This window comes from Streptomyces sp. NPDC093568, from assembly GCF_044764945.1.
Taxonomy (GTDB): domain Bacteria; phylum Actinomycetota; class Actinomycetes; order Streptomycetales; family Streptomycetaceae; genus Streptomyces.
In genome coordinates, this window is sequence record NZ_JBIWJD010000002.1 from 356,051 (window position 1) to 381,730 (window position 25,680).

Here is a 25,680-nt window from a genome sequence, read left to right on the forward strand (position 1 = left end):
TGCCTCTACTTCTGCTTCTACTTCTCGACGTACCGAAGCGAGCGCAGCCCGCGCTCCAGATGCCAGTGCAGATAGGCGGACACCAGACCGCTGCCCTCCCGGACGTACCGCGGCTCGCAGGCGTCCGCCGTCTCCCAGTCTCCCGTAAGCAGCGCCCCGAGCAGTTCCAGGGTCTGCGGCGACGGTACGACGCTACCGGGCACCCGGCAGTCGACACAGACCGAGCCCCCGGAGGCCACCGAGAAGAAGCGGTTCGGACCGGGCATGCCGCACTTCGCGCAGTCGCTGAAGGTCGGGGCGTAGCCGTTGACGGCGAGGGAGCGCAGCAGGAACGCGTCGAGCACGAGGTGCGGCGCGTGCTCGCCGCGGGCGAGTGTCCGCAGGGCCCCGACCAGCAGCAGATACTGCTGCACCGCCGGTTCGCCCTCGTGGTCGGTGAACCGCTCGGCGGTCTCCAGCATGGCCGTCCCGGCGGTGTAGCGGGCGTAGTCGCTGACGATCCCGCCGCCGTACGGGGCGATGGTCTCGCTCTGGGTGCACAGCGGCAGCCCGCGCCCGACCAGCTCGCTCCCCCGCGCGAAGAACTGCACGTCGACATGGGAGAACGGTTCGAGCCGGGCACCGAACTTCGACTTGGTCCGCCGCACCCCGCGAGCCACGGCCCGCACCCGCCCATGACCGCGAGTGAGCAGCGTGATGATCCGATCCGCCTCACCCAGCTTCTGGGTGCGCAGCACGATGCCGTCGTCGCGGAACAGACTCATGGGTTCATTCTCTCGTACGGCGGGACTCAGCAGGTGCGGTCGGGGTGGCTGATGGCGTTCCAGGGGGCCTTGTTCCAAGGGCTGGAACGATTCTCCGGGTCCAGCAGGGCGCGCAGATGCTCGTCGGCGACCGACTGCGACGCCGGGAGATCGGGGTCTCCCGCGCCCCGCAGCCCCTCCCGCCACACCTTCCGCCCGAGCAGATAGTGCGCGGCGTACTCGTGCCACGAGCCGTACGTCCCCACCACCGCCGGCACGATGTTCTTCAGCGCGGTCCACGCGTCCGCCTCGTCGATCAGCCCGCCCGCGAAGCCCCGGCGGGTGATGTCGACGTACAGCGCGGCGTCCCAGGCGAGCGGCGCGACACCGGTGAGCCGGTAGGCCCTGGCCCGGTAGCCGGTACGGCTCAGCTCGTCGAGCCGGCCGACCAGCTCGCCCCGCGAGGTGATCTTCCACTGGTCGGCCAGCCAGCGCCGGGCGCCGTCGTCGTCGATCCGCGTGTACGGGTACAGCGTGGTCCGCGAGGCGCCCCGGTCCCGGCTCACCGGCGCGCTCAGCGCGACCATCCACAGCTGGTGCACGGTGAGCGGTACGGGGTAGCGGCGGGCCGCCTTCACACCGCGCCTTCTCCATCTCCACAAGGCCATGCCGCCGCACCCTACGCACCCACCCCTACGTCAAGGAACCTCACCCCGGCTTCGTGCGTTGGCGTACGCCGTCGCCGCGCGCAGCCGCTCGGCGGGCGTCGCGTTGCGTACGGCGGCCGGCTCGGCGTCCCACTCCTTGCCGCCTCCGTACGGCCTCAGCTGCACATACGGCCCCTCGTGCCCCATCACGACACCGATCCGACCCGAACGAGTGTCGACGACATAGGCCCCGATCGCCGGCTTCATCGCAACACCGCCGCGAGGCGCCGCGCGGTCTCGACGGAACAGCGGCCCAATTCGACGAGCGGGCAAGGGGCTTCACGCGCAAGACTCGCCGGATCGATCCGGAGTGTCGGCAACGTAATTCCTGCCTTTTGCAGCACCGCCCGCAATTCCTTCACTGCTTCCTCCGCTTCTTCGACGCAGCGCGCCGAGTGTCGTGCCGTCACGTTGCTCCCCTCCCCTTTGGGTTTCACGCATTCCATCTCCATGGTGACCTGCGACGTCTACACTCGGCGGGAGCCTGTGCCCTACAAGTGCGCGTCTGCGCAAAGGGGTTCACACGGAGTTGCGTTCCCGGGTATTCGTCACCGGGAGGGGTTAACAAACCGACGGTATTTTCGAGCGGACGGATTTCACGCGCTTCGGCGGGCACTCCACAGATGGTCGAACCGTGCCTTGCGCCGAGCGACTCTCTCCTCGCGGGCGTCCAGTTTGGCGTTGGGGTTGAGCTGCTGCACATCCGTGGTGATCTCGAAGTAAAGCTCTCCGTCGAAGATGACGACGTCGAGCGTCTCACCCACCCGGATGTGGGACGGCAGCTCGGACAGGACCACCACCCCGGCCTCTATGCCGGTGGCTCGCTGCTCCTCCAGGAGACTGACCAGGTTCTCGTTGAGCTCGTCGGCGTTCTTCACGATGAACAGACGCCGGACCTTCACGCCGTGCTGCTGGATCGCCTCGCGCTGCAGGTCGAGGTAGTACTTCGCGGTCGCGGTCTCCCAGAACGCCCGGTCGACGAAGCTGCTGGTGGCGTCGATGCTGTGCCGGGCGCACTGGGTGAGATCGATCAGCAGGTCGTTGTTCTCCCCCGGCCAGTCGGCACTGCCCGAGGTCAGTCTCGCCATGGTCGACGCGAGACGTTCTATCTCGGCACGCGCCAGGGCCCGTACGATGCCGGGGCTCTCGCGTCCCACCTGGGTGGCGCTGCGGGCCAGCCACGCCACGTTCTCGGCGTCCATCCCCGACTGCTCCAGCTCGCTGAACAGCTCGGTCACTTCCCCGACCCGCTCGAAGCCCCGGTCCACCAGCTCGGTCAGCTCATGCCGGTGCTGTCGCTGTCCGGCCTCCACCGCCCCGAGGCGCTGCTCGAAGTCGACGAGGTACTGGACGATCAGCGCCGCTCCGCCGATGAGGACGGCCAGGGCGATCTGCCACAGGTCCTCCTCGGACGGGCCGATCAGGTTGCTGATCACATAGGTCACCGTCGCCACGGCCACCGTGACCAGGACCTTCAGTACGACCGGCGGTATGCGCAGCCCGCCGGTCGCCGGACCGCGGGTTCCCTGCTGTCCGTTCATCCCTGCCTCTGGGGCCGTGTCCTCAGGTGCCTGACGTGACCGTCGGCTGCGGCTCGGGGCCGGCCTGGCGCTCCGATTCCGCCCACAGTTTGGCGAACTGGGTGACGCGGTCCTCGATGTGGTCCGGTTCGGCGCTCAGCCAGGTCCCGTCCGGGTTGGACTCCTGGTCCGGCTTGGTCTCGTAGCAGAGTTCGCCGTCGAAGACGATGAAGTCGTCCACCCTGGGGTTCGACTCCATCAGTGAGCGCACCGCGATGCGCGCCTCGATGCCACGCCTGCGCTGGCTCTCGCAGAGTGCTCTGAGCTCCGGGGTGACCTCGTCCTCGTCCCGCACGATGAACAGGCGCCGGATCTCCACGCCCCGCCGCTTGATGGCCTTCTCCTGCGCGGCGAGATACCGCTCGGCGGACCCGCTGGTCCAGAACGCCCGGTCCACCGAGGTGCTGGTGGCGTCGAGGGTCATCTTGACGCAGTCGGTGATGTCGATCAGCCACTCGTTGTTCTCGCCGGGGCAGTCCGCGCTGCCGCTGCCGAGCCCTTCCATGGTCTTGGCGAGGCGGCCCAGCTCCTTCTCCGCGAAGGCCTGCACGATGTCGCCGCCCCGCTCACGGACCTTGGTGTATCCGAGGACCAGCCGGGTCACCTCGTCGGAGCGCAGGACCGAACCGTCGACCTGGCTGAACAGCGTCGTCGCGGCGAGGATCTCGTTGAAGCGCCGGTCGACCTTCTCGAACCGCTCGCCGAAGTCGATGAGGAACTGGACGATCAGGGCGGCGCTGCCGATGACGATGGACGCCACCCACTGCCAGATGTTCCCGTCGTCCTGGTCCAGGATGCTGGTCAGCAGGAAGGCCCCGCCCGCCGCCGAAGCCGTGATCACGATCCGCCAGAACATCTTGGGCATGCGCGGCTCCTGACGCGGCACCGGTCCGCCGTTGCTCCCAGCTCCTAATGGCGCCCCACTCATGTCGTGTCCCCCGTCTGTGTGTGGTTCGGGTTCGCCCCTCAGCCGGCGCTGAACGCCTGCTGCGGCCTGGCTACGGCCTGGAGGGCCAGTCGGTCTCTGATGCGCCGACTGATGTTCTCCCACTGCCGGGAGAACCCCGGCTTCTCTTCCAGTGCGTCCCACAGGTGACCCAGCGCGGGGTCCACATGCGCTCGCGGCATCCACAGATGCAGCAGATGAACCACGACCGGATGGAGCGCCTCCACGACCGAGGCCCCGTCCGCCGCGCCGATCCGCTTGTTGTCCAGCATGTGCTGAACTGTCGTCAAAAGCCAGTCGTGCAGGGCGAGATCCTCGCAAATGCCCGCCGCGGATGCTGCCGGAATGTGCTCCGGCAGCCGTAGCTCCATGGTGCGCAGTCCGCCCTCGGCCACCGTGAAGTGCACCAGAGAGGCCCGCTCGCCCCCGGGCGTGCGTCGCGCCACCCAACGCAGCCTGGTGGGGCTGGACTTGAAGGGCACCCGGCGGTCGAGGAGGGCATGCCGGCGCAGCTGTGCCAGCAGGCCCTCGGCGATCATCCCGAGGTCGAGTTCGCCCCGTCCGGCACCGCGCAACGCGCCGTCAGCGGCGGCCTGTTGGGGCAGCTTGCCGAACGGTTCGACCAGGCCGGGGCGGACCAGGTACTGGCCCCAGGGGCGGCGCAGGTCGGGGCCGGCGGCCGGGAGGCTGAAGTACGCGGTCGACTGCAGCAGCCGTCCCTCGGTCAGTGCCGCGCGGGCGGCCACCGTGCCGACGGCCCGGACCTTGCTGCCGTTGGAGGTGGGCAGCCGGCAGTCCACGCCGGTCAGGATCTCCGGGGACAGGACGTACATGGTGGGCCGCTCGGAGAAACGGACGGGGACGTCGGCGCGCAGCCTGAGCAACTGGGCGGCGGCCCGGCCGTCCAAGGCCTGGAAGGACGGGAGCAGACAGGTGCGCACCTCGCCGCAGGCGAGGACCGAACGCGCCGGTTGTCCGGGGGCCGCCGTCATCTCAGCTCTCCTCGGCCTCGGAGGAGTCGCCCGGCTCCTCGTAGAAGACGTAGGTGGCGCGCTGTGCCACCGCCGGCGGCACCGGCATCCCCTCGGCCCCGGACCGCTCGGCGACCTGCCGCAGGGCCCCGGCGTCGACGTCTATCTGGTCGAGGATGAGCCGTACGGCGTCCTCGACGGCGAGGAAGCGGTTCGGCATGAGCGTGCAGGTGCGGTAGGCGCTGAACGGCGCCTTGGTGTCGGTGAGCTTGATCAGGGGGTCGAGCCGGTCCCAGTCGTGCGGGAAGTCCCCGCCCTGCCACTCCCGCGGCACCAGCACGGGCTCACCGAGGTGCCGTAAGAGGCCCAGCCGGGCCAGTTGCCACACGGCGGCCAGGAAAGGGCAGGACCACAGCCGCCGTCCGTCCTTCTCGGACCACAGCTCCACGTCCATGAAGACCGAGTGGTTGCGGGCCGCGGTCTCCCGCGGCGGCTCCCAGCCCTTGGCCCGGCCGCCGAGCGCGGGGGCCGGCATCGTGGGCGTGCGCTGGCCGTTGGCGAGCCAGCCGGTCTGGCTGACGGGCGGGCGGGAGCCGTAGCTGCCGGGCGGCGGCGACTCGACGAGGCGCTGCATGACGGATTCGGCGAGTTCGACGCGGTCGGCGACCGCGCAGGCCGACTCGCGGGCCAGGTAGTCGATGACGAGGCCCGCCTTCTCGGCCTCCTTCAGCACCATCGGGATCAGCTCGGCCGGGGTGGAGAAGCGGGTGAAGTAGTCGTCGATCAGGAAGCAGGTGCTGATGCGGGGCCGCTTGCTGCGGCGGGCCGCCGAGGCGCGTACGGCGTCCACCCAGATCCGCACCTCGGCGAAGTGCTCGCCGAGCCGCTTGGGGCCCGCCTCGAAGTCCTCCATGTAGAGGTGGCCCAGCTCCAGCGAGAGGTGGGCCAGCGGCACGGACTGGGTGCGCAGCTCGGCGGTGGTCTCCTGGAACACGGCTTCGGTCACGCCTGCTCCCAGTACTTGTCGTCGGTCAGGCGTCCGGCGAGCTGGCTGAGCGCCGTCCAGGTCTCCTGGTTGGCGATCTGGCTGTCGAGCACGTCCTCGTCGGTGATGAGCTGCTCACGCCATTGCAGGACCGGCTCCAGCGGCACCGATCCGAGGACCTGGCTGTAGCCGATGCCGTGGGTGGAGGCGAGCTGCTTGAGGTCGCCGTCGGTCTTGCGCATCCACGCCGACTGGGTGGGCGAGACCTGCGACCACAGCGGCGACTCCGGGTCGGGTACGGCCGCCCGCACGAAGCGGATGGCGTTGCGCAGGGCCTCCTCCTCGTGGCCGCGCTCGATGCCGCCGGCGACGATGCCGCGCTTGCCGAACACCAGGCTCGCGGCGGCGGCCACGTGCTGGCGGGTCCAGCGGTGGAAGACCAGCCAGCGGGCCGTGACCTCGCGCATCTCGCGCTGTGCGGTGGCCTCCAGGACCATGTCGACGGCGTAGGAGCGGCCGGCGCTGAGGTCGACGACGACCAGGTCGAACTCGTAGTAGAGCGTCATCAGCAGGTCGACGCAGCGGCGCAGGTTCTCCTCGCCGGTGGCGAACTCGCCGCCACTGACGTCGCCGGGCATCAGCACCAGCCGACCGCAGCCGGGCGGCGGGAAGCGCAGCACCTGGTGCTCGGTCTCGGACCAGACGTCGATCCGGGCCGGTTCGCTGACCTCTCCTATGAGATAGGCGTGCAGACCCCGGTCTTCCGTCTCCTGGCGGGCGTCGGCCACGTCGAAGACGGCCGCCGCGGTGGGCGAGCCGAAGTCGAAGTCCAGGTAGCAGACGTCGTCCCCGGCCAGCGCGCGATGGTAGGCGAGGTTGGCGCTCGTGACGGAGCGGCCCGTGCCTCCCTTGTCGGAGGCGGCGAAGATCAGCACGGTTCACACTCCCCGGTCCGCGGCTTCGCGGGCACGGGCGAGCGAGTCGAGCTGTCCCAGCACGTCGAGCGTCAACGCGTAGGCGGTACCCGGCTGTTCGTCCACGAGGCTGCGGGCGCGGCGCAACTTGACCTCGATGTTCCTGAGCTGCATTCCGTGCCGGCCGTCTCCGGCGGGCGCGGGTTCCATCTGTTCGTTGCCCAGGAGATGGGCGGACTCACTGAGCAACGCCCTGGCGAGCTCGGTGAGTTCGAGGCTGCGGATCGGGGGCTGGCGGTACATGGCGTGGGCCTGGACCATGACCTCGGTGACCCGCTCGGTGATGCTCCACGACACCGGTACGCGTCGCTTGTGGATCTCGGCCTCGGGATAGGCGTGGTGCACGCTGTCCCACAGGCCGATGCCCTCGCCGTCGCGGATGCGGCGCATCCACATGTGGTCGAAGATGTCCTCGGCGAGCCTGAGGAGCCGGTCGTGCGAGGAGAGGGTGCGCGACAGGGTGCACAGCTGCACGGTCCGCTTCAGCAGCTGCGCGGAGAAGTCGGTCATGGCCCAGGTCATGGGCGGTCCGAGCCGCTCGCTGCCCTGCAGGGGCAGGGCGACGCCCACGTTGTGCAGTTCGTGGACCATCGGGTCGTCGCGCACCATGCGGCTGGTGATACGGCCGCGCTCGGCGAGGCGCTCCATGACGCCGACGGTGCGGGTCAGGTCGTCGTCGGTGGCCCGGCGGCGCATCAGGTCGTGCACGAGGATGGCGGCGACGGAGAGGGAGAAGTACTCGGACTCCAGCTGCTGTCCCGTCGTACGCCAGGGAAGGTCCTCCAGGGGCCAGCGGTCGGCGTCGAAGCGGGCGATGCCGGACCAGTACTGCTGGGTCAGCTCCCACCGCAGCCGGAGCGACTCGGCGAGCCGCTGCTGTTCGGTGTTGAGCAGGCCGAGGGTGAGGGTGCGGTCGGAGAAGAGGTCCTGGATACCGTCGAGGGCGACCACGGTGAAGTACAGGTACGGCACCGAGTTGGCGACGCCCTCCAGCTGCGGGCCGATCGGCTCGCTGGTCTCGACCTCGGGGGCGTCCTTGACCATGCTCCACGCCCAGCCGCACTCGAAGAGCTGGTTCTCGTCCTTGAGGCCTTCCTGGACGTCGATGCCGAGGAACACGCTCTCGTTGATCGCCGCGCGCAGCGCCCGGAAGCGGTTCTGGAACTTGTTGAGCACCTGACGCTGTGACAGCCGTCCCTGGCCGAGGAGTTCGGTGAGCGTACGGCCCTGGGAGGAGTCGGTGTCGAAGACGTTGACGACGAAGGAGCGCAGCAGGCTGACCATGGCGGCGGTGAGCCGGTTGCTGGTGGCCTGGCGCAGTTCGGCGATGGTCTCCCTGATGTCGCTGCGCCGGGTCCTGGTCTCGTAGACCTTGAGGAAGCCGAGCGTGGCGAGGCACAGGGTGATCGACATGGAGTAGGAGTCGACCACGCCGACCTGGCGCTGTTCCTCGGTCAGTTCCTTGGTCTTGTCCTGGGCGCCGAAGTAGTAACCCCCGGCGAAGGTGGGCCTCTTGTCCTCACCGGTGTGCGTGCGCATGAAGTCGGCGGCGGCCGTGACCAGGTTGGCCGGGATGTCCAGGCGTCCGCCGGCCTTCTTCAGGACCTGTTGCACGTCCTCCTGGGTGGTGTCGGGGTCGTCCAGCCGGAACGCGGGGATCTCGGTTGCCGGGTACAGCAGGCAGAGCAGCCGCTCGGCGTCGGCCACACTGCTCTCTTTGCCCCATTCGCCCCACTCCCACTCTCCCCCGTCGAAAGAGTGGCGGGCGACTGCCTGCCAGATGTCCAGCAGATGCTGGCGTGGCTTGATCTGCATCCCATGCCCCTCACACAGGCCGCACTGCCAACTTGCGGAATATCCCTCTTCTGTTGTGAAGATTCACTGCGTTGACTAGCTGCGTTGACTCGCCGCGTCGATTCACCGCGCGGATTCACCGGTCAGCCGATCGGAATGACAGAATCCGAATTGCTGCGCCAGCCGTAGGCGACGATCATTCCGGAATATCCGTCGCGCACCTCGGCCGCTGATTCGAGGCGTTGGACCTTGAAGTCGCCCACGAATGCCTCAAGGCTCTCCCGCACCTCGGATTCTCCCACGTCACAGGCCGGGAAGAAATGCTCGCCCGCGTGATAGCCCTTCGAATGTTCCATGAAGGCGGCGGCGAAGGGGGCGCCGGGTGCGAGCGCCCGCATGAATCGCTCGACCCCGAGCCGGAACTCCCGGTGGGACGAGGTCATCGACTCGGCCACGAAGAACATGGTCCCCATGGACCACCGCCGCTCGTGGCGCGCGAGGTCGAAGAGGTCGCCCTGCTCGACCGAGACGACCTTCCGGAACCGCTCACGCGGCTCCATGCCAAGGGAGTTGTACGCCTCGTGCGTGCGCAGGGCGTCCCAGAACTGGTCCCAGTTGTCGTCGTAGCAGTCGACCTGACTACGGAGGTAGTCGACGTTCGCGGGCGAGCGCTCGAAGAGAGTGATCTCGTCGCACCACGGCATCATCGCGAGTGCGGGATAGAGATTGGCGCCGGCACCGACGTCGATACCGGAAACGGGGCCTCCGCCCTGCTTCTGGAAATGATCGCCGAAATGATCCCGTACCATGTGCAGGATCTCCGCGTCCTCTGCCTGTAAGTCGCGGTAGTTGTGATCAACATAGGCGATCGGGTCGAATGCCGCCCAGCGCACCTCGGCGTTCTTCAACTGGACGCCCCCCGACGATCTGTGGGTCATTCACTCACGGTACCAAAGGAAGGCGCACTGGGAGCGCGTCGAGGCATAAGCGCCTCGCACTCTTGAACCGCCGGATTGCCCTGCTCAAGATGGGCTGATCTCCAACTGAGCACCTGAAAGGGCGGGCAACGGGTGCTCACCCGCACGAGTGACTTCAATCCATCACATAGGGGGCAGTGGATGGCCGTGCCGGAGGAACGTTTCCCTTTTCTGGGCAGCCGCGCCGACCAGGCGTTCTTCGCGGACAGCAGCGATCGGCCGCTGACCATGAGGGGCGTCACCGACGCGGACCTGCCCGAGCTCCTCCGCGTGGACCGGGAGGTCTTCCCGGACGATCCGTACCCCTACTTCGTCCTGCGCCAGCACCTCGACGTGCACGGCGACCGCGTCCTCGTCCTCGACGACGGGGAGTGCCTGCACGGCTATGTCCTCTTCGTCACCACCTCGGACGGCTATGTGTGCTGGGTCCTCAGCCTGGCCGTCAGCGCCGACCAGCGCGGCCGGGGCCTCGGCAAGCGACTGATGCTGGAGGTGCTGCGGCAGTTGCGCAGGGAGCGGACGCACGAGGTGAGGCTGACCGTCGAGCCGACGAACGCGGCGGCGATCATGCTGTACCGGACCCTGGGATTCACCCCCGAGGGGGGCGTGCACCGGGACTACCTGGGCCCCGGGGAGGACCGGCTCATCATGGTGCTGGGGCTGACCTAATGGCCGTATGGGGGTAAACCCCAGGCGCGATACGGGAGTTGCCCGGATGTGACGCTCCGTGAAGGCCGGTCAGGCTGCTGTGCATGAAGCAGATCACGAAGAGCCTCGCCCTGATCGCCGCCGCCTCCGGAGTCGTCATCGGAGTCGTCACCCCCCTCACCGCGTCCGCCACCGGCGCTCCCGCGCCCCTGAAGTGGACCGACTGCGAGGGTGACGCGCTCGACCCGCGCCAGGAGTGCGCGACCGTGTCGGTGCCGATGGACTACGCCGACCCCGGCGGCCCGAAGATCGACATCGCCGTCTCCCGCATCCCGAGCGAGAAGCCGTCCGCACGCCGGGGCGCGCTGCTGATGATCCCCGGCGGGCCCGGCGGCAGCAGCCTCGGCCACCCCTCGGGCGTGGGACAGCGGATGCCGCGGAAGGTGCGGGAAGCCTACGACCTGATCGGATTCGCGCCGCGCGGCAACGCGCCTTCCACACCGGTCAGTTGTGACGTCGGCCCCGACGACCTGGCCGCGGACCGGAAGCTGCCCTGGCCCGCCCCCGACGGCTCCGTCACCGAGAACATGGCGCAGTCCCGGCGACTGGCGGACGCCTGCGCCCGCACCGGCGGCGAGCTGATCAAGCACATCAGCACCCTCAACAACGCCCGGGACGTCGACCGCATCCGGGCCGCCCTCGGCGAGCGCAAGCTGTCCGCCTGGGGCGTCTCCTACGGCACGTACATCGGCGCCGCCTACACCGAGCTGTTCCCGCGGCGCACCGACCGGATCGTGCTGGACAGCAGCGACAACCCCGACCCCGTGCAGGCGGAGCGTGCCTGGCTCCGGGCGTTCGAGGCGGGCGTCGAGGACAACTTCCCGGAGTTCGCCAGGTGGGCCTCCCGGCCCGGCAATCCGGACCGCCTCGCCCCCACCCCGGCCGAGGTGCGCTCGCGCTTCCTCACCCTCGCCGCCCGCCTGGACCGCGAGCCGATCCCCTGGCCCGGCGCCCAACCGGCGGAGCTGAACGGCAACGTGCTGCGCCAGACCATGCTGGACAGCTTCTACGACCCCGACGACTACCCGGTGCTGGCCGAGCTGATGCTGGCCGCCGAGAAGGGCACGCTGCCGCCGGCACCGCCGCGGCCGCCGCTGGAGGCCGCCCGGAACTACATGGCGGTCGCCGCCGGGACGATCTGCAACGACGTCGCGTGGCCCGGTTCGGCCGCGGTGTACGAGAAGGGCGTCGCCGAGAGCCGGGCGAAGTTCCCGCTCACGGCGGGCATGCCGCGCAACGCCCTTCCCTGCACCTCCTGGCCGTGGCAGCCGAGGGAGGCGCCGCTGCGGGTGACGGACCGCGGGCCGTCCAACGTGCTGATGATCCAGAACGAACGGGACGTGGCCACACCGCTGAGCGGCGCCCTGAAGCTGCGGGAGGCCTACGGCCGGCGGGCCGTCATGGTGGTCAACGACTCCACCGGCCATGACGCCTACCTCGACAACGGCACCGCGTGCGGCGACGCCGCCGTCTCCCGGTTCCTGGCGACGGGCGAGCGTCCGGCCCGGGACGCGTACTGCGAGTAGGTCAGCGCTCGGCGAGGGGTGCCGGGGCCTCCTGGACGGCCCAGCCGTTGCCGTCGGGGTCCCGGAAGAAGAGGAAGGAGGTCCATGTCTCCTTGCCCCGGCCCTCCGCCCAGCCGGACGCGCCCACGTGCGTCACCGGGGTCACGTCGACCCCGCGTTCCGCCAGCTCCGCCCGTGCCGCCTCGATGTCCGTGACACACAGTTGCAGGCCCTGGAGCGAGCCGGGCGCCATCCGGGACTGGCCCGGGGCGTCCGGCATGCCGGACTCCAGCACGATGGAGCAGCGGGAGCCGGGCGGGGTGAGCTGGATGAAGCGCGCGCCGTCGAAGAACGGCGCGTCGATGTCGACGCGGAAACCGCACTGTTCCTTGTAGAAGCTCTTGGCCCGGTCCAGGTCAGTGACCGGCACACCGATCAGCTCCAGGGTCCACTCCATGCACGTACCTCCTCACCCATGGTCACCCCGCGGGGCGGTCCCCGCCCGTCGGCGGTAGCGGCCGGCCACCGCGTGGAAGGCCTCCTTCGGTTCCCAGTGCCAGCCCGAGGCCGGGTCGTCGGGGGCGTCCTTGACCGGCTTGGTGATGGCGTAGCTCGCGAGGTCCAGGTCGTAGCGGGGGTTGTCGGGCCGGTGCGGGGCGTCCGGGGTGACGAACTCGAAGGCCATCGCGGCGTACAGGTTCATCGACTCGAAGACGTCCAGCAGTTCGACCAGGTAGGCGGCCTGGGTGCGCTCGCTGCGCACCAGGTCGCCCTTGATCTCCGGCGGCTCCTTCGTGTAGTCGACGACGTACCAGCCCATGCCGCCCGCCTCGGGCGCACCGGCGTAGGCGCACGTGCCGAACTCGGTGATGGCCAGCGGCTTGCCCCAGCGCAGATAGCGGCGCAACTCGCGGACGTAGTCGTCGTGTCGGCGGAAGGAGGAGTAGTAGTCGATGCCGACGACGTCGAAGAGGTTCCAGTCGACCGGTTCGAACTCCTCGTCCTGGGCGGCGGCGTAGCTGAGGCGGCCGTGGAAGACGGACCGGCCGGCCTTCGCCGCCTTCGCGGTGAAGCGGGCCAGGCGGCGCCGCATCCCCGGCATGTCGACGGTGCCTTTCTGGAGGTTCTCGACGCGCTCCAGGACCGTCTCGCCCGGGACGATTCCCGGCACGAACAGCCAGAACTCGCAGCCCACGCTGAAGTCGACGCTCGCGCCCTGCCGGCGCAGCCGCTCGGCGAACCGGCCGCACTCGGCGATCGAGTCCAGGATCTGCTTCTCCGGCAGGTCCCCGAGCGTCGGCTGGAGCCAGACGTGCAGGCCGCGTTCGGCGGCCTCGGCGGCCGTGGCGGTGAGGCGGTCGACTCCGTCACCGGTGACGTCGACCGTGTCGGCGTGCAGGTCGTCGCGGATGACGCGGATGTCCCGGCGCATCCGCGCGGCGCTCCACGCGGTGCCCGGGGTCTCCCCCGCGCCGACGGTGTAGACGACGCCCCGGTGCTTCAGGCCCCGCCGCTCCCGCGGAGCCGCGGCGGCCTGCCCCGCGGGCAGCGCCACCGCCCCCGCCAGTCCGGCGGCCGCCCCCGCGAGAAATCGTGCCCGGCTGATCCCCTTGGTGTTCTCCATGGGGATCACTGTGGCGAGCGCACGCGCCCTCGTCCGTCGGCCGATGGTCTACGGCACGGCAACCAAGGAATGACGTACGGCGTCGATCATTGAAGAGATCGTCATCACCCGTCAGACGAAATCCGAGCGAAGGAGACCGAGATCTTAGGCCGACGCACCCTGCTCACCGCAGGCATCGCCACCGCCGCAGCGCTCCTCACCGGCGCCCCCGCCCATGCCACCACAGACCGCCTGAGCGAACTGGAGCGGCAGCACGGCGCCCGGCTGGGCGTGTTCGCGCGCAACCTCCGGACGAGGAGGACCGTCGCCCACCGCGCCAACGAACTCTTCCCGATGTGCTCGCTCTTCAAGACGCTCGCGGCGGCGGCCGTCCTGCGGGACCTCGACCGCGACGGCGAGTTCCTGCGCCGCCGTATCCACTACACCGAAGCCGACCTGCCGAAGACCGGCTCCGACAAGACCAGGGACCACCTGGCCGAGGGGATGACCGTCGCCGAGCTGTGCGACGTCGCCATCACCTACAGCGACAACGGCGCGGGCAACCTCCTGCTGCGCGAACTCGGCGGCCCCACCGCCATCACCCGTTTCGCCCGCTCCCTGGGCGACCCGGTGACCCGCCTCGACCGCTGGGAGACCGAACTAAACTCGGCGGAACCGTGGCGGGTCACGGACACCACGAGCCCCCGTGCGATCGGCCGCACCTACGGCCGGCTCGTCCTCGACGACGACGCCCTGAACCGCGCTGACCGGGGCCTGCTCACCCACTGGCTGCTCAGCAACACCACCAGCACCAAACGCTTCCGCGCCGGTCTGCCCAAGACCTGGACCGTCGCGGACAAGACGGGCTCGGGCTCCTACGGCACCACCAACGACACGGGCATCGCCTGGACCCCCGACGGCGATCCGGTCGTCCTCTCGGTGCTGTCCACCAAGCCCGCCCAGGACGCGGCCTGGGACGACAGCCTGATCGCGGAGACCGCCGCGCTGCTCGCGCGGACTCTCGGCTGACCCGACCGGGCGGCGACGGGCCGGGGGCGGCGCCCCGGCCCGTCGGTCACGCCGGCTGTCGTCCGGCGTCCGGCATCGCTCCGTTGACCGCCGCCGCGAGGCTGAACGGCGCCGGCCGGTTCCTCAGCGGCCGGGTCACCTGCTTCGCCACGCACGACGGGATGCCCTCGGTCACGTCCGACGCCTCACGCCGGTAGGCGCTCGGCGACATGCCGACCAGCTCCGTGAACCGCGTGCTGAAGGTGCCCAGCGACGAACAGCCCACGGCGAAACACACCTCGGTGACGCTGAGGTCGCCCCGGCGCAGCAAGGCCATCGCGCGCTCGATGCGCCGGGTCATGAGATAGCCGTACGGCGACTCGCCGTAGGCGGCCCGGAACTCACGGCTGAGGTGTCCGGCCGACATGTGCACGCCCCGCGCGAGCGCCTCGACGTCCAGCGGCTGGTCGTACTCGCGGTCCATCCGGTCGCGCACGCGCCGCAGCGCCTGGAGGGTCCGCAGGCGCTGTTCCTGGGGCATCGAGTGGCTGGGGCTCACACCAGCATCTTCCAGGGCCCGCTCCCACCGCGTCCACTCCCGTGCCTGACGGGAGCGGGACGCGAGGAGGGCCATCACAGGGGTGGAGGTCAGACACATCGCCGGTCAGCCGCCGACGTAGGCCGCGAGGTGCTCCCCGGTGAGGGTGGAGCGCTCGGCGACGAGGTCGGCGGGGGTGCCCTCGAAGACGATCCGGCCGCCGTCGTGGCCGGCGCCGGGGCCGAGGTCGATGATCCAGTCGGCGTGCGCCATGACGGCCTGGTGGTGCTCGATGACGATGACCGACTTGCCGGAGTCGACCAGCCGGTCGAGCAGGCCGAGCAGCTGCTCGACGTCGGCGAGGTGCAGACCGGTCGTCGGCTCGTCGAGGACGTACACCCCGCCCTTGTCGGCCATGTGCACGGCCAGCTTCAGCCGCTGTCGCTCGCCGCCGGACAGCGTGGTCAGCGGCTGGCCGAGGGTGAGGTAGCCGAGCCCGACGTCGGCCATCCGCTCGACGATCTTGTGGGCGGCCGGGATCCGCGCCTCGCCCGCCCGGAAGAACTCCTCGGCCTCGGTCACCGACATCGCGAGCACCTCGCTGATGTCCCGGCCGCCGAAGTGGTACTCCAGCACCGACGCGTCGAACCGCTTGCCCTCGCAGTCCTCGCAGGTGGTGGCGACGCTCTGCATGATCGCCAGGTCGGTGTAGATGACGCCGGCGCCGTTGCAGGTGGGGCAGGCGCCCTCGGAGTTGGCGCTGAACAGGGCCGGCTTGACGCCGTTGGCCTTGGCGAACGCCTTGCGGATCGGCTCCAGCAGTCCGGTGTACGTCGCCGGGTTGCTGCGGCGCGAGCCGCGGATCGGGGTCTGGTCGACGGACACGACGCCCTCGGGGGCCGGGATGGAGCCGTGCACGAGGGAACTCTTGCCGGAACCGGCGACGCCGGTGACGACGCAGAGCACGCCGAGCGGGATGTCGACGTCCACGTCCTGGAGGTTGTTGGCGGTGGCGCCGCGGATCTCCAGGGCGCCGGTGGCCTTGCGCACGGTGTCCTTGAGCCGGGCCCGGTCGTCGAGGTGCCGCCCGGTGACGGTGTCGCTGGCCCGCAGGCCCTCCAGGCTGCCCTCGAAGCAGACGGTGCCGCCGGCGGTGCCGGCGCCGGGGCCGAGGTCCACGACGTGGTCGGCGATGGCGATGGTCTCCGGCTTGTGCTCCACCACGAGCACGGTGTTGCCCTTGTCGCGCAGCCGCAGCAGCAGGTTGTTCATGCGCTGGATGTCGTGCGGGTGCAGACCGATGGTGGGCTCGTCGAAGACGTACGTCACGTCGGTGAGGGAGGAGCCGAGGTGGCGGATCATCTTGGTGCGCTGCGCCTCACCGCCGGAGAGCGTGCCCGAGGCGCGGTCGAGGGAGAGATAGCCGAGGCCGATCTCCACGAACGAGTCGAGGCTGTGCTGGAGCTTGGCGAGCAGCGGCGCGACGGAAGGTTCCTTCAGCTTGCGGGCCCACTCCGCCAGATCCCGGATCTCCATCTTGCAGGCGTCCGCGATGCTGATCTTGCCGATCTTCGAGGAGCGGGCGAGTTCGCTGAGCCGGGTGCCGTCGCACTCGGGGCACTCGGCGAAGGTGACCGCACGGTCCACGAAGGCCCGGATGTGCGGCTGCATCGACTCGCGGTCCTTGGACAGGAAGGTCTTCTGGAGCTTCGGGATCAGACCCTCGTAGGTCAGGTTGATCCCGTTGATCTTGACCTTGGTGGGCTCGCGGTAGAGGAAGTCGTGCCGCTCCTTCCTGGTGTACTTGCGGATCGGCTTGTCCTTGTCGAAGAACCCCGACTCGGCGATGACGCGTACGACCCACCCGTCCCCGGTGTAGGTGGGGATGGTGAAGGGATCCTCGGAGAGCGACTTCGAATCGTCGAAGAGCTGCGCGAGGTCGATGTCGGAGACCCGCCCCCGGCCCTCGCAGTGCGTGCACATGCCGCCGGTGCGGCTGAAGCTGACCTTCTCGGTCTTCGTCTTGTCGGCACCGCGGTCGACGGTGAAGCCGCCCTGTGCCGAGACCGAGGCGACGTTGAAGGAGTACGCGGCGGGCGGGCCGATGTGCGGCTTGCCGAGGCGGCTGAAAAGGATGCGCAGCATCGCGTTGGCGTCGGTGGCGGTGCCGACGGTGGAGCGCGGGTCGGATCCCATGCGCTGCTGGTCGACGGTGATCGCGGTGGTCAGGCCGTCGAGGACGTCGACCTCGGGCCGGGCCAGGTTCGGCATGAAGCCCTGCAGGAACGCGCTGTAGGTCTCGTTGATCAGCCGCTGCGACTCGGCGGCGATCGTGTCGAAGACCAGGGAGCTCTTGCCCGAGCCGGAGACACCGGTGAACACCGTCAGCCGGCGCTTCGGGATCTCGATGCTGACGTCCTTGAGGTTGTTCTCCCGCGCGCCGTGCACGCGGATCAGGTCGTGGCTGTCGGCAACGTGCGCCTCGGTCATCGTGAAGTCTCCATCTGCAACTCGGTCGGGAACGCTGCCGGTGCGGGCGGGGTGGCTCAGCCCCGCGCCTGGATACGGACCATGTTGCCCGCCGGGTCGCGGAAGGCGCAGTCCCGGATGCCGTACGGCTGGTCGGTCGGCTCCTGGACCACCTCGGCGCCGCTGGCCTGCACCTTCTCGAAGGTGTCGTCGACGTTCTCGGTGGCCAGCAGGATCCAGCCGTAGGTGCCCTTGGCCATCATCTCGGCGATGACGCGGCGCTCGTCGTCGGTGACGCCGGGGTCGGCGGCGGGCGGCGCGAGCAGGATGGACGTGCCGGGCTGGCCGGCGGGGCCGACGGTGATCCAGCGCATCTTGCCCTGGCCGACATCGCTACGGACCTCGAACCCGAGGGCGTCCCGATAGAAGGCGAGGGAGGCCTCCGGGTCGTCGTGGGGGAGAAAACTGGCGTGAATCGAGATGTCCATGCCCGTCACGCTAGCCGTGGCGGGGTGGCGGCGCTTCTCGATTCCTGATCGGCCTCGGCGCAGCTGCCGGAAGGGCCGCCGCCGCTTTACCGGACCCGCTTCTCGATGCCCCGGAAATGCACGGCCATCGCCCGCTGCGCCCCCTCGACATCCCCCGCACGCAACGCCGCGACGATGTCCCGGTGCCACCGGGCGGTGACCTCGGGGGAAGGGTCGTCGGGGCGCCCGCGCGCCCCGTTCACCCGCCGGAACACCGTCCAGAACGCGGCCAGCAGCTGCGGCACGAGGTCGTTGCCCAGCGAGGCGTACAGCAGCTCGTGGAACTCCCGGTCCAGGTCCGGAAAGGGCCGCCCGGACCGCCCCGCCGCCTCCATCCGGGACACGACCGCCTCCAGCCGGTCCAGCTCCCCGGCGGTCACCGTCGCCGCCACCCGCCGGATCAGCCCCTCCTCCAGCACCTCGCGCACCTGCAGGATCTCGGCGAGGGCCCCCGCGTCATGGTCGTGCCGGGCGAGCGTGCGAAACGTCAGTCCGTCGATCAGCGGAGTGAGCGAGGCCTGGCCGACATACGTCCCGTAGCCGTGCCTGATCTCCACGATGTCGAGGGCCTGGAGTGCCTTGAGCGCCTCGCGCACGGAGTTGCGGCTGACGCCGAGGTCCTCCATCAGCTCGGCCTCGGTGGGCAGGAGAGCGCCCGCCTGGAGCCTGCGGTCGATGATCAGCTGCATGACCTGGCGCTGGATCCGGCTGTTCCTGGACTCCTCGGACGTACGACTGTTCCTGGGCTGCCCGGGCATGCGGCGCATCGTACGCGCACCCGGACGTCCCACGTCCCATGTCTCCGGTAATCACCCCTGACGGGGGGTCAACTCGCGCCATTTCACAGCGCCATTGGTCCGACCTGTGGCAGATGCGCCATTCGTGTGAGATCCCTTGACCGCCCCCATCGGCCCACCTATGGTCGCGCTGACCGTCAGGACGTAGGACGTCGTATCTCCTCATACCTTCCGAGATCCTTCCGAGCTCTCTCCGCTGGAGGAACCGTGCGCGACGTGACCCACGACGTGCCGGCGCTGCACCGCCGGTCGTTCCTGAAGTACACCGGCGCGCTGGGCGCGGCCGCCGCCGTCTCCGCGTCGCTGTCGGCCTGTTCGTCGGGGCCGGAGTCCACGAACGAGACCGGTGGGGGCGGTGGCGCGAACCGGACCCTCACCGCGGTGATCGGCTACGGCAACGACGGCAGCTGGGACCCCACCCAGACGGCGTCCGCCTTCTGCATGGCCGCCAACAACCACATCTACGAGGGCCTCCTCGACACCGACCCGATCTCCCGCGAGCCGTACGCCGCGCTCGCCACGCAGGTGCCGGCGGACCCGAACGCCACGTCGTGGAAGTTCACCCTGCGCGCGGGCGCGAAGTTCCACGACGGCAAGCCGGTCACCGCCGACGACGTGGTCTTCGTCTTCGACCGGATCCTCGACCCGAAGACGCAGACCCTCGCCAAGGGTTTCTTCGCGAGCTGGCTGAAGGAAGTGCGCAAGATCGACGCGCAGAACGTCGAGCTGGTGCTCAAGTTCCCCTTCCCCGACGGGCTTTCCCGGCTCACCCTCGCCAAGATCATGCCGAAGCACGTCTTCTCGCAGCCGGGCGGCTGGGACGAGGCCATCAAGGGCAAGGCGATCGGCTCGGGCCCGTACCGGCAGACCGCGCACCACCCGAAGTCCAACACCACCTTCGAGGCGTTCGCCGACTACAACGGTCCGCGCAAGGCCGCCTTCAAGAAGATGAACTGGCTGACCATCGTGGACGCGGCCCCGCGCGTGGCCAGGATCTCGGGCGCGAGCGCCGGCGCGCAGATCGCGGACAACATCCCGTACGCCAACATCGGCCAGCTGGAGAGCGGCGGGCTGACGGTCGCGGGCGGCGCCGGGATGAACAACCTCTTCCTGATGTTCAACACCAAGCACAAGCCCTTCGACGACGTGCGCGTGCGCCAGGCGCTGCACTACGCCATCGACACCGGCAAGATGATCGAGGTCGCGCTCAAGGGCCACGGGAAGCCGTCGTCGTCGTTCCTCAACGACTCCAACCCCAGCTACCGGCGGGCCAAGACCGTCTACGACTACGACCCCGACAAGGCGAAGGCGCTGCTGAAGGAGGCCGGGGTCAGCGGGCTGAAGATCGAGATCCTGTCCGTGAACGTGAGCTGGATCGTGGACTGCCTGCCGACCATCAAGTCCTCGTGGGACGCGATCGGCGTGCAGACCACCCTCTCCCCGCAGGAGACGACGGCCGTCTTCACCAAGATGGACCAGAAGCAGGACTACCAGGTGGTCGTCGCCGCCTCGAACCCCAACCAGTTCGGTCTGGACGCGGACCTGATCATGCATTACAACTACGGCCCCGAGAACCTGTGGATGCAGTACACGCGGTGGGCCGACAACTCCGTCGCCAAGGCCCTCTTCAAGGACATGGACCGGGCCACCCAGGAGCCGGACGCCGAGAAGAAGAAGGCGATGGTCCAGGACTACATCGACGTCGTCGCCGAGCAGGCCGTGCTCTACCCGGTCGTCCACAACGAGCTGATGACGGCGTGGAACCCGAAGGAGCTCAGCGGCATAAGGGCACAGCCGTACCCCGGTATCAACCTCCTCCAGGCCAAGTGGGTCTAGGAGCCCCTCTGTGATCACCGTTGTCAGGATCCTGGCCCGCCGCGTCCTGCTGCTCGTGCCGCTGATGCTGGGCATCGTGCTGTTCGTGTTCCTGGTCATGCGGTTCTCGGACGTCGACCCGGCGTCCGCGTTCTTCCAGGGCGCGAACCCCACGCCCCAGCAGCTGCACGACTTCCGCGAGCAGAACGGCCTGCTGGATCCCCTGCCCGTCCGCTACGTCGCCTTCATCGGCGACCTGCTCCACGGCGACATGGGCACCAGCGCCCTGACCCGGGGCGCCGTCGTCGACCAGGTCATGACCGCGCTGCCGCTGACCATCCAGCTCACCTTCCTGGGCCTCGGCATCGCGGTCGTGCTGTCGCTGCTGGGCGGCGTGACGGCCGCCATCTACCGCGACCGCCTGCCCGACCAGATCATCCGCGTCGTCTCCCTCACCGGGGTCGCCGCCCCCGGCTTCTGGCTGGCGCTGCTGATGATCCAGTACCTCGCCGTCGACCTCGGCTGGTTCCCGACCGGCGGCTACATCAACCCGGCGGACTCCTTCACCGGCTGGCTGAAGACGATGACCCTGCCCGCCCTCGCGCTGTCGCTGCCGGTGGCGGCGCAGCTGACGCGGATCGTGCGCACGGCGGTGGTGGAGGAGCTGGACAAGGACTACGTCCGCACGGCGATCGGCAGCGGGCTGCCGCCGAGGGTGGTGGTGGGGCGCAACGTGCTCCGCAACGCGCTCATCAACCCGCTGACGGTCCTCGGTCTGCGCGTCGGCTATCTGCTCGGCGGCGCGGTCGTCATCGAGACGATCTTCTCCCTGCCGGGCATGGGGAAGCTGATGATCGACGCCGTGAAGAACGGTGACCCGGCCGTCGTGCAGGGCGTCGTCCTCACCACGGCGATCGGTTTCGTGGTCGTCAACCTCGTCATCGACATCCTGTATCTGCTGGTCAACCCGCGCCTGCGGGAGGCGACGTGACGTTCAACCGCAAGCGCCTGGCCGAGGCGCTCTCCCGGCCCGGCATCCGGCTGCGCGGCTGGCGCAAGCTGCCGCCGCTGTCGAAGGTGGCGGTCTGTTTCCTGGCCGTCGTGGTCCTGGTGGCGCTGTTCGCGCCGCTGCTCGCCCCGCACGACCCGCTCGACCAGCAGCCGCCCGTCGACGGCACCGGACACCCGTCGGCCGAGCACTGGATGGGCCAGGACAGCCTCGGCCGGGACATCCTCAGCCGGCTGATGTACGGCGCCCGCTGGTCGCTGGCGATCGGCCTCGGCGCGACCGGGCTCGCGCTCGTCGTCGGCGCGCTGATCGGCGCCGTCGCGGCGACCTCGCGCAAGGCCGTCGACGAGACGCTGATGCGCTGCCTGGACGTGGTGATGGCGTTCCCGGGCATCGCGCTGGCCGCGGTGCTCGTCGCCGTCTTCGGCGGCGGCATCACCGTCCTGATCTGCGCGATCGCGTTCCTGTTCACTCCGCCGGTGGCACGGGTGGTGCGGGCGAACGTCCTCGACCAGTACGGCGAGGACTACGTGACGGCGGAACGGGTGATCGGCGCCCGCACCCCGCACATCGTCATCCGGCACGTCGCCATCAACTGCGCGGCGCCCGTGCTCGTCTTCTGCACGGTCCAGGTGGCGGAGGCGATCGTCTTCGAGGCGTCGCTGTCCTTCATCGGCGCGGGCGTGCGGCCGCCGGACCCGTCGTGGGGCAGTGTCATCGCGGACGGCAAGAACATGGTGCTGACCGGCGGCTGGTGGGCGACCGTCTTCCCCGGCCTGCTGATGCTGGTGACCGTGCTGTCGCTGAACATCCTCTCCGAGGGCGTGTCGGACGCGTGGGCGGCACCCTCGGCCCGCGAGGTCGACGTCAAGGACCAGCACGACCGGCTGGAGGCGCCGGAGCCGGGCAGTGGCGAGGTCCTCCAGCTGCCGGGCCTGACGGAGGCGGCGGCCCGGCTGCGGGCCCGGGCCCGTCCGCTGCCCCGGGGGCGGCAGCCGGTGCTGGCGGTGGAGAACCTGGCGATCGGCTTCGAGGGCCGGCATGCCGGCGTGGACATCGTCGACGGCATCAGCTTCGAGGTGCAGCCCGGTGAGGTGCTGGGCCTGGTCGGCGAGTCGGGCTGCGGCAAGTCGCTGACCGCGCTCACGGTGATGGGCCTCGAACCGAAGGGCGCCCGGGTGCGCGGCCACGTCCGGTTCAACCAGCGGCAGCTGGTGGGCGAGCCGATGCGGACGCGCCGCAAGCTGCTGGGCCACGAGATGGCGATGATCTACCAGGACGCCCTGTCGTCCCTGAACCCGGCGATGACGATCCGCTCGCAGCTGGGGCAGGTCGTACGGCGCGGGGGCCGCCGCAGCCCGCACGAACTGCTCACGCTGGTCGGCCTCGACCCGGACCGCACCCTGCGCAGCTACCCGCACGAGCTCTCCGGCGGCCAGCGCCAGCGCGTCCTGATCGCCATGGCCCTGTCCCGGGAGCCGAAGCTGATCGTCGCCGACGAGCCGACGACCGCGCTGGACGTCACCGTGCAGGCGCAGATCATAGAGCTGCTGCTGAGGCTGCGGGAGGAGCTGGGCTTCGCCCTGATCCTCGTCTCGCACGACCTCGCGCTGATCTCCGACGTCACCGACCGGGTGGTCGTGATGTACGGCGGCCAGATCGTGGAGACCGGCGTGACCGCCGACCTGGTGGAGGCGCCGGCCCATCACTACACCCGCGGCCTGCTCGGCAGCGTGCTGTCGCTGGAGTCGGCGCAGGAGCGGATGACGCAGATCAAGGGCGTGGTCCCGTCCCCCGCGGACTTCCCGGCGGGCTGCCGTTTCGCGGACCGCTGCCCGCTGGCGAGCGAGGTCTGCCGGACCACGGCCCCCGTCCTCGCGGGGACCCCGACGCACACGGCGGCCTGCCATCACCCGGCGATCCTTCTGGCGCCGACGGACCGCTCGGAGAGCGAGGCGGTGACATGAGCGCGGACGACGTGACGGTGAGCAAGGTGAGCGCGGGTGATCCGGGCGCGCCCGCGCCCGGCGCGCTGGTGGAGCTGTCCGACGCGCACGTCGTGCACAAGGCGCGCAGCGGCGGGCTGTTCACCCGGGACAAGGTGTACGCCCTGACCGGCGCCGACCTCACCATCGCGCCCGGCGAGACGGTGGGCGTCGTCGGTGAGTCGGGGTGCGGCAAGTCGACGCTGGCGAAGGTGCTGGTGGGGGTGCAGCGGCCGACGTCGGGGACCGTGGCCCTGCGGGGGCGTGACCTGTGGGCCATGACGCCGGCCGAGCGCCGGACGGCCGTGGGCGCCGGCACGGGCATGATCTTCCAGGACCCGTCGACGGCACTGAACCGCCGCCTGCCGGTCCGGCAGATCCTGCGGGACCCGATGGACGTGCACGACCGGGGCACGAAGCGAGAGCGCGAGGACCGGGTGCGGGAGCTGATGGCCCTGGTGGGTCTGCCCCGCGCCCTCACCGACGCGCTGCCAGGCCAGCTGTCGGGCGGTCAGCGCCAGCGCGTCGCCATCGCCCGCGCGCTGGCCCTTGACCCGGACCTGGTGGTGGCGGACGAGCCGACGAGCGCGCTGGACGTGTCGGTCCGCGCCCAGATCCTGAACCTCCTGCTGGACCTGAAGCAGAGGCTGGGCCTGGCGCTGGTCTTCGTCTCGCACGACATCCAGACGGTACGCCGGATGAGCGACCGGGTGATCACGATGTACCTGGGCCGGATCGTCGAGGAGGCCCCGGCCGGCAATGTCACCGACGGCTCCCGGCACCCGTACACCCGCGCGCTGTTCTCCGCGACGCCCGGGCTGCTGGACCCCATCGACCCGATCCCGCTGGTCGGCCCGGTCCCGTCGGCGACGCGGCCGCCGAGCGGATGCCCCTTCCGGACGAGATGCTGGAAGGCGGACGGGGTATGTGCGGACGTGTTGCCGGACTTCTCGGCCGCGTCGAGCCCCACGCATCGTTACAGGTGTCACCATCCGGTGGAGGAGGGCGAGGCCACCCGCGACCTCGTACGACAGAGTCACCATTCCAGGGAGCCTTGATCATGATCCCCACCCCGCTCACCGGTGTCGTCCCGCCCGTCTGCACGCCCCTGACACCGGACCGCGAGGTGGACGTCGCGTCCCTGCGCCGGCTGATCGACCACCTGATGGCGGGCGGGGTGCACGGCCTGTTCGTGCTCGGCTCGACGTCGGAGGTGGCGTATCTGACGGACCGGCAGCGGCGGATCGTGGTGGAGACGGCCGTGAAGCACGTGGACGGCCGGCTTCCGGTGCTGGCGGGCGTGATCGACATGACCACGCCGAGGGTGCTGGACCATGTGCGGGAGGTCTCGGACGCGGGGGCGGACGCGGTCGTGGCGACGGCCCCGTTCTACGCCCGCACCCACCCCGCCGAGATCGCCCGCCACTACCGGCTGATCGCGGCGGCGTCGCCGGTGCCCGTCATCGCCTACGACCTGCCGTCCGCCGTCCACACCAAGCTGCCCGCCGACGTGGTCCTCGGCCTCGCCGCCGAGGGGGCGCTCGCGGGGCTGAAGGATTCCAGCGGCGACCTGGCCGGCTTCCGCGAGGTCGTCGTAGGCGCGCGGAACCGGTCCGACATCACCGGGTTCTCCGTGCTGACGGGCTCCGAACTCCTCACCGACGCGGCGCTCGCGGTCGGGGCGGACGGGGCGGTGCCGGGGCTCGCCAACGTCGATCCCGCGGGGTACGTCCGTCTCGACCGGCTGCACCGGGCCGGGGACCGGGAGTCGGCGCGGGCCGAGCAGGAACGGCTGTGTGGGCTGTTCGGGATGGTGACGGTGGGGGATCCGGGGCGGATGGGCGGGAGTTCTTCGGCGCTGGGGGCGTTCAAGGCGGCGCTGTATCTGCGCGGGGTGATCGACTGTCCGGCGACGGCGGAGCCGCAGGTGCCGTTGTCGTCGGGGGAGGTGGAGCGGGTGGGGAAGTTTTTGGCGGGGGCGGGGTTGCTGTAGGGGTTTCTCGCCCCCGCCGCCCCTACCCGTCCCATCCTTCTGGGGC

The 25,680-nt window shown here is 70.0% G+C and carries 25 protein-coding genes; 8 read left to right on the forward strand and 17 right to left on the reverse strand.

What is annotated here, in order from left to right:
- Positions 1-17: 17 nt before the first annotated feature.
- The 11 genes from recO to ACIRD7_RS11190 all read right to left on the reverse strand — a co-directional run bounded on the left by recO (position 18) and on the right by ACIRD7_RS11190 (position 9,638).
- Positions 18-764 (reverse strand): DNA repair protein RecO, encoded by a 747-nt coding sequence (gene recO, locus ACIRD7_RS11140; RefSeq protein ID WP_403452316.1) that lies wholly within the window; start codon positions 762-764, stop codon positions 18-20.
- Between the two features lie 26 nt (positions 765-790).
- The gene (locus tag ACIRD7_RS11145; protein WP_403452318.1) at positions 791-1,411 is read right to left on the reverse strand and encodes a DUF1266 domain-containing protein; all 621 of its coding nucleotides are present in this window, start codon (positions 1,409-1,411) and stop codon (positions 791-793) included.
- Between the two features lie 30 nt (positions 1,412-1,441).
- The gene (locus ACIRD7_RS11150; RefSeq protein WP_403452320.1) at positions 1,442-1,657 is read right to left on the reverse strand and encodes a hypothetical protein; all 216 of its coding nucleotides are present in this window, start codon (positions 1,655-1,657) and stop codon (positions 1,442-1,444) included.
- The gene (locus tag ACIRD7_RS11155; RefSeq protein ID WP_403452322.1) at positions 1,654-1,860 is read right to left on the reverse strand and encodes a hypothetical protein; all 207 of its coding nucleotides are present in this window, start codon (positions 1,858-1,860) and stop codon (positions 1,654-1,656) included. The genes ACIRD7_RS11150 and ACIRD7_RS11155 overlap by 4 nt, the downstream gene beginning before the upstream one ends.
- Positions 1,861-2,046: 186 nt before the next feature.
- Positions 2,047-2,991 (reverse strand): hypothetical protein, encoded by a 945-nt coding sequence (locus ACIRD7_RS11160; RefSeq protein WP_403452323.1) that lies wholly within the window; start codon positions 2,989-2,991, stop codon positions 2,047-2,049.
- A gap of 22 nt (positions 2,992-3,013) precedes the next feature.
- Positions 3,014-3,895, reverse strand: coding sequence for a DUF6879 family protein (locus ACIRD7_RS11165; RefSeq protein WP_403452325.1), 882 nt, complete (start codon positions 3,893-3,895; stop codon positions 3,014-3,016).
- 101 nt (positions 3,896-3,996) lie between these two features.
- Positions 3,997-4,968, reverse strand: coding sequence for an SCO2521 family protein (locus ACIRD7_RS11170; RefSeq protein ID WP_403452326.1), 972 nt, complete (start codon positions 4,966-4,968; stop codon positions 3,997-3,999).
- A 1-nt stretch (position 4,969) separates the two neighbouring features.
- A complete protein-coding gene (locus tag ACIRD7_RS11175) occupies positions 4,970-5,953 on the reverse strand; it encodes an SCO2522 family protein (protein ID WP_403452328.1) in 984 nt (327 codons plus the stop codon).
- Positions 5,950-6,867: an SCO2523 family variant P-loop protein gene (locus ACIRD7_RS11180; RefSeq protein ID WP_403452330.1), complete on the reverse strand. Its 918-nt coding sequence runs from the start codon at positions 6,865-6,867 to the stop codon at positions 5,950-5,952. The genes ACIRD7_RS11175 and ACIRD7_RS11180 overlap by 4 nt, the downstream gene beginning before the upstream one ends.
- A gap of 3 nt (positions 6,868-6,870) precedes the next feature.
- Positions 6,871-8,721, reverse strand: coding sequence for an SCO2524 family protein (locus ACIRD7_RS11185; protein ID WP_403452331.1), 1,851 nt, complete (start codon positions 8,719-8,721; stop codon positions 6,871-6,873).
- A gap of 122 nt (positions 8,722-8,843) precedes the next feature.
- Complete coding sequence (locus ACIRD7_RS11190; protein ID WP_403452333.1) at positions 8,844-9,638, reverse strand: SCO2525 family SAM-dependent methyltransferase; 795 nt, start codon at positions 9,636-9,638, stop codon at positions 8,844-8,846.
- A gap of 180 nt (positions 9,639-9,818) precedes the next feature.
- Between ACIRD7_RS11190 and ACIRD7_RS11195 the strand changes: the two genes are divergently transcribed.
- Both ACIRD7_RS11195 and ACIRD7_RS11200 read left to right on the forward strand, forming a co-directional pair.
- Positions 9,819-10,346 (forward strand): GNAT family N-acetyltransferase, encoded by a 528-nt coding sequence (locus tag ACIRD7_RS11195; protein WP_403452334.1) that lies wholly within the window; start codon positions 9,819-9,821, stop codon positions 10,344-10,346.
- An 83-nt stretch (positions 10,347-10,429) separates the two neighbouring features.
- Positions 10,430-11,911: an alpha/beta hydrolase gene (locus ACIRD7_RS11200; protein WP_403452336.1), complete on the forward strand. Its 1,482-nt coding sequence runs from the start codon at positions 10,430-10,432 to the stop codon at positions 11,909-11,911.
- A gap of 1 nt (position 11,912) precedes the next feature.
- Here the strand turns inward: ACIRD7_RS11200 and ACIRD7_RS11205 are convergent, their stop codons facing one another.
- Positions 11,913-12,347 (reverse strand): VOC family protein, encoded by a 435-nt coding sequence (locus tag ACIRD7_RS11205; protein ID WP_403452338.1) that lies wholly within the window; start codon positions 12,345-12,347, stop codon positions 11,913-11,915.
- A 12-nt stretch (positions 12,348-12,359) separates the two neighbouring features.
- Positions 12,360-13,514, reverse strand: coding sequence for an abortive phage infection protein (locus ACIRD7_RS11210; RefSeq protein WP_403452340.1), 1,155 nt, complete (start codon positions 13,512-13,514; stop codon positions 12,360-12,362).
- A gap of 120 nt (positions 13,515-13,634) precedes the next feature.
- Between ACIRD7_RS11210 and bla the strand changes: the two genes are divergently transcribed.
- A complete protein-coding gene (gene bla / locus ACIRD7_RS11215; protein WP_403453062.1) occupies positions 13,635-14,522 on the forward strand; it encodes a class A beta-lactamase in 888 nt (295 codons plus the stop codon).
- 46 nt (positions 14,523-14,568) lie between these two features.
- On the opposite strand, the gene ACIRD7_RS11220 is transcribed toward bla, so the two are convergent.
- The 4 genes from ACIRD7_RS11220 to ACIRD7_RS11235 all read right to left on the reverse strand — a co-directional run bounded on the left by ACIRD7_RS11220 (position 14,569) and on the right by ACIRD7_RS11235 (position 18,793).
- Positions 14,569-15,042: a helix-turn-helix transcriptional regulator gene (locus ACIRD7_RS11220; RefSeq protein WP_403453063.1), complete on the reverse strand. Its 474-nt coding sequence runs from the start codon at positions 15,040-15,042 to the stop codon at positions 14,569-14,571.
- A gap of 123 nt (positions 15,043-15,165) precedes the next feature.
- On the reverse strand, positions 15,166-17,529 hold the full coding sequence (locus ACIRD7_RS11225) for an ATP-binding cassette domain-containing protein (RefSeq protein ID WP_403452341.1): 2,364 nt from the start codon (positions 17,527-17,529) through the stop codon (positions 15,166-15,168).
- Between the two features lie 56 nt (positions 17,530-17,585).
- Complete coding sequence (locus tag ACIRD7_RS11230; RefSeq protein ID WP_403452343.1) at positions 17,586-17,996, reverse strand: VOC family protein; 411 nt, start codon at positions 17,994-17,996, stop codon at positions 17,586-17,588.
- Between the two features lie 86 nt (positions 17,997-18,082).
- On the reverse strand, positions 18,083-18,793 hold the full coding sequence (locus tag ACIRD7_RS11235; RefSeq protein ID WP_403452345.1) for a FadR/GntR family transcriptional regulator: 711 nt from the start codon (positions 18,791-18,793) through the stop codon (positions 18,083-18,085).
- Between the two features lie 246 nt (positions 18,794-19,039).
- Between ACIRD7_RS11235 and ACIRD7_RS11240 the strand changes: the two genes are divergently transcribed.
- From ACIRD7_RS11240 to ACIRD7_RS11260, 5 genes are read left to right on the forward strand one after another with little or no spacing between them, the layout of a single operon-like run.
- A complete protein-coding gene (locus ACIRD7_RS11240) occupies positions 19,040-20,668 on the forward strand; it encodes an ABC transporter substrate-binding protein (RefSeq protein WP_403452347.1) in 1,629 nt (542 codons plus the stop codon).
- A gap of 10 nt (positions 20,669-20,678) precedes the next feature.
- Entirely contained in the window at positions 20,679-21,638 is a 960-nt protein-coding gene (locus tag ACIRD7_RS11245; RefSeq protein WP_403452349.1) for an ABC transporter permease, read from the forward strand.
- Positions 21,635-23,623 carry a dipeptide/oligopeptide/nickel ABC transporter permease/ATP-binding protein gene (locus tag ACIRD7_RS11250; protein WP_403452351.1) on the forward strand — a complete coding sequence of 663 codons (1,989 nt, stop codon included), beginning with the start codon at positions 21,635-21,637 and terminating at the stop codon, positions 23,621-23,623. The genes ACIRD7_RS11245 and ACIRD7_RS11250 overlap by 4 nt, the downstream gene beginning before the upstream one ends.
- Positions 23,620-24,699, forward strand: coding sequence for an oligopeptide/dipeptide ABC transporter ATP-binding protein (locus tag ACIRD7_RS11255; protein ID WP_403452353.1), 1,080 nt, complete (start codon positions 23,620-23,622; stop codon positions 24,697-24,699). The genes ACIRD7_RS11250 and ACIRD7_RS11255 overlap by 4 nt, the downstream gene beginning before the upstream one ends.
- The gene (locus ACIRD7_RS11260) at positions 24,699-25,634 is read left to right on the forward strand and encodes a dihydrodipicolinate synthase family protein (RefSeq protein ID WP_403453064.1); all 936 of its coding nucleotides are present in this window, start codon (positions 24,699-24,701) and stop codon (positions 25,632-25,634) included. The genes ACIRD7_RS11255 and ACIRD7_RS11260 overlap by 1 nt, the downstream gene beginning before the upstream one ends.
- The last annotated feature ends 46 nt before the right edge of the window (positions 25,635-25,680 follow it).

What these genes read in the sequence shown, in the direction of transcription:
- ACIRD7_RS11200 (WP_403452336.1), top strand. Translation starts at nt 10,430, where the DNA reads ATGAAGCAGATCACGAAGAGCCTCGCCCTGATCGCCGCCGCCTCCGGA.
- ACIRD7_RS11165 (WP_403452325.1), bottom strand. Translation starts at nt 3,895, where the DNA reads ATGCCCAAGATGTTCTGGCGGATCGTGATCACGGCTTCGGCGGCGGGC.
- ACIRD7_RS11235 (WP_403452345.1), bottom strand. Translation starts at nt 18,793, where the DNA reads ATGCCCGGGCAGCCCAGGAACAGTCGTACGTCCGAGGAGTCCAGGAAC.
- ACIRD7_RS11160 (WP_403452323.1), bottom strand. Translation starts at nt 2,991, where the DNA reads ATGAACGGACAGCAGGGAACCCGCGGTCCGGCGACCGGCGGGCTGCGC.
- ACIRD7_RS11190 (WP_403452333.1), bottom strand. Translation starts at nt 9,638, where the DNA reads ATGACCCACAGATCGTCGGGGGGCGTCCAGTTGAAGAACGCCGAGGTG.
- ACIRD7_RS11170 (WP_403452326.1), bottom strand. Translation starts at nt 4,968, where the DNA reads ATGACGGCGGCCCCCGGACAACCGGCGCGTTCGGTCCTCGCCTGCGGC.
- recO (WP_403452316.1), bottom strand. Translation starts at nt 764, where the DNA reads ATGAGTCTGTTCCGCGACGACGGCATCGTGCTGCGCACCCAGAAGCTG.
- ACIRD7_RS11205 (WP_403452338.1), bottom strand. Translation starts at nt 12,347, where the DNA reads ATGGAGTGGACCCTGGAGCTGATCGGTGTGCCGGTCACTGACCTGGAC.
- ACIRD7_RS11230 (WP_403452343.1), bottom strand. Translation starts at nt 17,996, where the DNA reads ATGGACATCTCGATTCACGCCAGTTTTCTCCCCCACGACGACCCGGAG.
- ACIRD7_RS11145 (WP_403452318.1), bottom strand. Translation starts at nt 1,411, where the DNA reads ATGGCCTTGTGGAGATGGAGAAGGCGCGGTGTGAAGGCGGCCCGCCGC.
- ACIRD7_RS11225 (WP_403452341.1), bottom strand. Translation starts at nt 17,529, where the DNA reads ATGACCGAGGCGCACGTTGCCGACAGCCACGACCTGATCCGCGTGCAC.
- ACIRD7_RS11210 (WP_403452340.1), bottom strand. Translation starts at nt 13,514, where the DNA reads ATGGAGAACACCAAGGGGATCAGCCGGGCACGATTTCTCGCGGGGGCG.
- ACIRD7_RS11220 (WP_403453063.1), bottom strand. Translation starts at nt 15,042, where the DNA reads ATGCCCCAGGAACAGCGCCTGCGGACCCTCCAGGCGCTGCGGCGCGTG.
- ACIRD7_RS11195 (WP_403452334.1), top strand. Translation starts at nt 9,819, where the DNA reads ATGGCCGTGCCGGAGGAACGTTTCCCTTTTCTGGGCAGCCGCGCCGAC.
- ACIRD7_RS11185 (WP_403452331.1), bottom strand. Translation starts at nt 8,721, where the DNA reads ATGCAGATCAAGCCACGCCAGCATCTGCTGGACATCTGGCAGGCAGTC.
- ACIRD7_RS11255 (WP_403452353.1), top strand. Translation starts at nt 23,620, where the DNA reads ATGAGCGCGGACGACGTGACGGTGAGCAAGGTGAGCGCGGGTGATCCG.
- ACIRD7_RS11150 (WP_403452320.1), bottom strand. Translation starts at nt 1,657, where the DNA reads ATGAAGCCGGCGATCGGGGCCTATGTCGTCGACACTCGTTCGGGTCGG.